Here is a 4,984-nt window from a genome sequence, read left to right on the forward strand (position 1 = left end):
TTTATAACCTCATTGAGTATCATCATGCTCTTATAGGTCTTCTTCCCGGATTATAGAATTCATCCTTCTTATAGCATTAACCTGCAGGTGCTGTGCTTTATCGGGGTATACTATTTTAAGAAAGAGAATATTGTCGCTTCGGTGGGGCAGCCTGCACAGCATGAATAACTGCATCAAGGTGGAGCGGGCACGCCACAATTTATCTCAAACCGATCTGGCCGATAAACTGGGTGTGTCCAGGCAAACGGTCTATGTCATTGAGAATAAGAAACTTATACCATCAACCGTACTGGCGCTGAAACTGGCTGCTATTTTTGAAGTAGGAGTGGAAGAGCTTTTTCAACTCGAAGAAGAGGATTGAGATCTGGCTTGATTCCTACAAATACCATACATCCTCCGGAACCACGGAGATATGAATCGTATCGCCCTCCACAACAGGATGCTGACCCGTTTTAATGGTGAGTGTGTTTCCTGCGAGCAGTGCTTCTACTTCATAGTAGCTGCCATAAAATGTTACTTTGTTTACGGCAGCAGCCAGGGACCGGGCTCCTGCTGCTGCAATCCGGATATGCTCCGGTCGGACCAGCAGGCGTTTTTCACCTTGCTCAATTCCATCTAATCCCGAGAAAGCAGCAGCAGGTAAGAGGTTATAGCTCCCAAACAGGGCGGCTGTATATTCATTGACCGGTTGCTGGTATACCTGCTCGGGCGTTCCCTGCTGGATGATCTGCCCATCTTTCAGGACGATGATCTCGTCGGCCCAGGAGAGGGTGTCGTGCGGGTCATGCGAGATCAGGATACAGGTAATGGCCAGTCGTTCGCCAATGTCATGGACAATGGACTTGAGCATGCTTTTGTGGCCTACATCCAGGTTGGAGTAGGGCTCGTCGAGCAGCAGCAGGCTGGGCCAGGTGCTCAGCAGCCGGGCCAGCGCGATCCGTTGCCGCTCGCCACCTGAGAGCTGATTGGTTTTCCGTTTGGCTAGGTGGCTGATCCGGCATACCTCATACAGCGTTTTCGCCTCATCTCCCAGCAGGGTGTTGGCATACTGCAGCACCTGCTCTACCCGCAGGAACTGGGGCAGCTCAAACTGCTGCGACAGATACGCGATGTCCGGATGTCCCGGTACCAATACCTCATGTGGCCCGATGACCCGCTTACCTTCAAAGAGTACCTGGCCGGCACTTGGCTGCACCAGGCCCGCAATAGTTTGCAGCAGCGTACTTTTGCCGGAGCCTGTTTCTCCGGCAATGGCAATTTTCTGATATTCCTGCTGGTTGAAGCTGATGTCCTTGAGAACCAGATTCCCCTCTTCCTGCACACTGATTCCGGACACATTGAGAAAGCTCATAGATTCAGCCCCCGCTAGTCCTCCTCGTAAAATTCGATCAGGGACCCGAAGTAGGCATCGTTCCAGCCTTCTACAATGTCATCGAAATCTTCATCCGGAATATTGAGGTGGCGCAGTTCGGCAGAAGTGCCCTGCTTGTGCGGGTGCAGCTTGATGGTCACAAAAGACTTCTCAGCCTGTTCTCCGAAATACCACTCCTGTACGATGAGTTTGCTTTCTTCGAACTCAATGTTTTTGCCAACTATATTGCCATCAAAAAGAGAGAATTCGGAGCCCGGTTCTGTCGACATTTCGGCCGGATCGCCTGTCCAGAGTTGGATGGTCATCGGATTGGTAAGGGCAACGAACACCTCTTCAGGCGTGGCCGGGATGATGTAGTATTTTTTATAATCTTTCATGTTCTGTTGAGTTGTGAGTAGGTATAGAGGCTAAGCGAAAGTCCGGATGTAGAGCTCTTCCACCTTTTGCCTTGCCCAAGGGGTTTTCCGCAAAAACGTCAGGCTGGACTTGATGCTCGGGTTAACATTAAAGCTGTTGATGTTGATCTTATACCCCAACTCTTCCCAGCCATAATGGTCTACCAGCTGCACCAGTATCCGTTCCAGTGTCTTGCCGTGCAGGGGATTATTTTTTTGTTCTTCCATGATCGTCTATTCGTGTGCAAGTTCCGGACAATATGCTGAATACACAATTCAAATTATCGTTACCTGACAGATACGTAAGGAACAATACGTTGCCCAATACGGTTCGCGCCGGGGAAGAGACCATTTCTAGTGTCATTTTCTGCCTATATACCCAACTCTATCTGGAAGGCGCCTGTCCAGTGGTAATCATTGTTAACGGGTGAAAATGCATTGAGAGAATGATAGGCTATGTTGCCCTGCAGCTTGAGCCGGTGCCGGCGGAGGTATTTGGTAAGACCTGCCATGTAGGCTTCTTCCATATTCTCCACATTCCGGATCTCCCGATCGGGCGTGATGCGGGAGTATCGGCCGGCTACCTCTATATTGTTGCGGAACAGGTAACTTAACTGGTAGTTCTGCCCGTGCCCGGTAAGTATGTAGCGCGTATCACCGGTACTGTTTTGTGTGAAAGGATTGTCTGCATCACGGGCCATGTATTCGGCATAAAGCGCCATGCCCCTGTACTTGAGGAGTCCGTCAAAGATATAGGTCTGCATGTCTCTTGCCTCATACAGGTCCCGGCCGGTCTGGCCACCTGTGCGCCGGGCATTCTCGTTGTGATTCATCCCACCGGCCAGCGAAACTTTCACCGTCTGTTCCCGCTCCAGGTCCCCCTCAAAATAGTCACCCCCGTTCGTAAACTTCCCGAAAGGTAATAGTTCTACCCGGCCGGTATAGGAGAGCCCCTTGTCGGTCGTAAACACGTTCCGGCCTTCTCCGGATGTAAGTGCTCCTTTGAGCAGGTAATTAAAATTGCCCACGCTGTTGCTGTAGACAGCCTGCAAACCAAAATCACGGTCAATGTTGAAGACTACGTTTACAATGGAGCGGTCTACAAACTGCTGGTCGCCCGATGAGATCACGCGCTGCCGGTTGCCAGGGAGTTTGGTCTGCCCGAAAGTAAATTGCCAGTTATCGTTGGGGCGGTAGTAAATGGCGGCATCACGCAGCACGTTGGGACTGGTGTTGATGTTGGATTGGTCCCGCATGCTCCAGTCCATGTCGCCTCTGGAAAAGGACAGCTGAACGAGGTACGTCAGTTTAGGGGAATACATAAAGCCTTCCAGGCGCAGACGCAAGCGCCTCACCCGCAGCTCATACTCGGATACGCCCAGGTCATCTTTGGAAATCGAGTTGTACACCGCTCTGCTCTGCATACGAAAACGCAGGTTCAGGGAAAAAGCACTGTCGGGAGCGGTGACGCCAATGCCTCGCTGGAAGCTGATCCTGGGAGCGGCAGTTTCTGTAGATTGCGCTGAAGCGGCAATAGGGCAGGCAAGCAGAAGCGCCAATAAAAAGGTATAAATTCTCATGTTCAGTCTTAGGCTCTTTTTGAATTTAGCCCGGCCTCCCAGAGCTTGGATAAACCGGGTAATGCTAATAAAGCTCGAGCAGCGAAGGGGAGAGGCCGCTGCACAGATTTTGCTAAAATCCCCTGCCACTTTGCAGCAGCAGGGGATTCAAGGTATGTTAAACACAGGTATAGCGCTTAGTAGTCGTCGCGCTCCAAAGCAGCCACACCGGGCAGCGTTTTGCCTTCCATGTACTCGAGCAGGGCACCGCCTCCGGTCGATACATACGATACACGATCGGCATGGCCAAACTTGTTCACCGCTGCGGCTGAGTCGCCGCCGCCTATCAGGGAGTAGGCACCGCGACGGGTCGCATCTACCACGGCTTCGGCTATAGCTTCGGTTCCTACCGAGAAATTTGACATTTCAAATACACCCATCGGTCCGTTCCAGAGTATGGTCTTGGAATTGCGGATCACATCGGCATACATTTCACGTGCATTCGGCCCGATGTCAAGTCCCATCCACATCGGCTTGATATGATGGCTCAGGGCTGTGTCTACGTTGGCATCGTTGCTGAACTCATCGGCAATGATAGAGTCAACCGGGATCATCAGGTTCACGCCTTTCTCTTTGGCCATCGCGATCAGGCGACCGGCCAGCTCTACTTTATCCGCTTCCACAAGCGAAGAACCGATCTCGCCGCCATCTGCTTTTACAAAGGTATAGGACATGCCGCCGCCAATGAGCAGGTTGTCTACCCGGTCCATGAGCTTCTCGATGATCAGGATCTTGTCCGATATCTTAGCACCTCCCATAATGGCGGTATAAGGGCGTTCTGCCTTGTCAAGCACACGACGTGCATTGTCCAGTTCGGCCTGCATCACATAGCCCATCACCTTATTGCCCGGAAAATAGCGCGCGATCACCGCAGTGGATGCATGTTCGCGGTGCGCCGTACCGAAGGCGTCGTTCACATACACATCACCAAGTTGTGCCAATTGCTCTGCAAACGCAGGGTCGCCTTTTTCCTCTTCTTTATAGAAGCGCAGGTTCTCCAGCAGCAGTATTTCGCCGGGCTGCAGGTCTTGTGCCAGCTGTGCCGTCTCCGGCCCAATGCAATCGGGAGCAAACTTAACCGGGGTATTAAATTCAGCGGACAGACGGTCAACCAGGTGCCGCAGCGAGTACTTTTCTTCCGGCCCGCCCTTCGGACGGCCCAAGTGCGACATTAAGATCACAGCGCCGCCATCGTTCAGTATTTTCTGGATAGTGGGCACCGCTGCACGGATACGGGTGTCGTCGGTGATATGGTATGCAGCATCCAGGGGTACGTTGAAGTCTACCCGAACCAGTGCTCTTTTGCCAGCAAAGTTATACTCGTCTACAGTTCTCATGAAGTATGTTGTTATATCGTTAAGCTTACTCGTTTTTCGTGATTGCGGATTTTTTGTTTCCCTATTTCCCAAATGTCAGGTGTCAGGGCAAATATAGTAAATTGGCTATAATGTATTGAGTTTACGAATTTGCCTGGAGTTTAATCCATCGATGAGATAATTAAATCATTTTGCGCTTTTTGCTTTGCAGCTGGTATTCCAGGTATAGCAACCTGGCATTGTTGCATTACATCGCCTGGCCGGCGGGGCCTCACTTTTCTC

6 protein-coding genes are annotated in these 4,984 nt (G+C 51.4%); 1 reads left to right on the forward strand and 5 read right to left on the reverse strand.

The window, feature by feature from the left end:
* The first annotated feature begins 160 nt into the window (after positions 1 to 160).
* Positions 161 to 361 carry a helix-turn-helix transcriptional regulator gene (locus tag OB13_RS14175; protein WP_461490824.1) on the forward strand — a complete coding sequence of 67 codons (201 nt, stop codon included), beginning with the start codon at positions 161 to 163 and terminating at the stop codon, positions 359 to 361.
* Positions 362 to 376: 15 nt separating this feature from the next.
* Here the strand turns inward: OB13_RS14175 and OB13_RS14180 are convergent, their stop codons facing one another.
* From OB13_RS14180 to OB13_RS14200, 5 genes are all read right to left on the reverse strand, one after another.
* Positions 377 to 1,351, reverse strand: coding sequence for an ABC transporter ATP-binding protein (locus tag OB13_RS14180; protein ID WP_461490825.1), 975 nt, complete (start codon positions 1,349 to 1,351; stop codon positions 377 to 379).
* A 14-nt stretch (positions 1,352 to 1,365) separates the two neighbouring features.
* Positions 1,366 to 1,749 (reverse strand): SRPBCC domain-containing protein, encoded by a 384-nt coding sequence (locus tag OB13_RS14185; RefSeq protein ID WP_461490826.1) that lies wholly within the window; start codon positions 1,747 to 1,749, stop codon positions 1,366 to 1,368.
* A gap of 30 nt (positions 1,750 to 1,779) precedes the next feature.
* A complete protein-coding gene (locus tag OB13_RS14190; RefSeq protein ID WP_461490827.1) occupies positions 1,780 to 1,995 on the reverse strand; it encodes a VF530 family protein in 216 nt (71 codons plus the stop codon).
* Positions 1,996 to 2,138: 143 nt separating this feature from the next.
* The gene (locus OB13_RS14195) at positions 2,139 to 3,347 is read right to left on the reverse strand and encodes a porin (protein ID WP_461490828.1); all 1,209 of its coding nucleotides are present in this window, start codon (positions 3,345 to 3,347) and stop codon (positions 2,139 to 2,141) included.
* 176 nt (positions 3,348 to 3,523) lie between these two features.
* On the reverse strand, positions 3,524 to 4,723 hold the full coding sequence (locus tag OB13_RS14200; protein ID WP_461490829.1) for a phosphoglycerate kinase: 1,200 nt from the start codon (positions 4,721 to 4,723) through the stop codon (positions 3,524 to 3,526).
* Positions 4,724 to 4,984: the final 261 nt, after the last annotated feature.

The sequence above is a fragment of the Pontibacter sp. HJ8 genome (assembly GCF_054824225.1).

Excerpts from the sequence above, each read along its gene's own strand:
- OB13_RS14175 (WP_461490824.1), top strand. The coding sequence starts at position 161 with ATGAATAACTGCATCAAGGTGGAGCGGGCACGCCACAATTTATCTCAA.
- OB13_RS14180 (WP_461490825.1), bottom strand. The coding sequence starts at position 1,351 with ATGAGCTTTCTCAATGTGTCCGGAATCAGTGTGCAGGAAGAGGGGAAT.
- OB13_RS14185 (WP_461490826.1), bottom strand. The coding sequence starts at position 1,749 with ATGAAAGATTATAAAAAATACTACATCATCCCGGCCACGCCTGAAGAG.
- OB13_RS14190 (WP_461490827.1), bottom strand. The coding sequence starts at position 1,995 with ATGGAAGAACAAAAAAATAATCCCCTGCACGGCAAGACACTGGAACGG.
- OB13_RS14195 (WP_461490828.1), bottom strand. The coding sequence starts at position 3,347 with ATGAGAATTTATACCTTTTTATTGGCGCTTCTGCTTGCCTGCCCTATT.
- OB13_RS14200 (WP_461490829.1), bottom strand. The coding sequence starts at position 4,723 with ATGAGAACTGTAGACGAGTATAACTTTGCTGGCAAAAGAGCACTGGTT.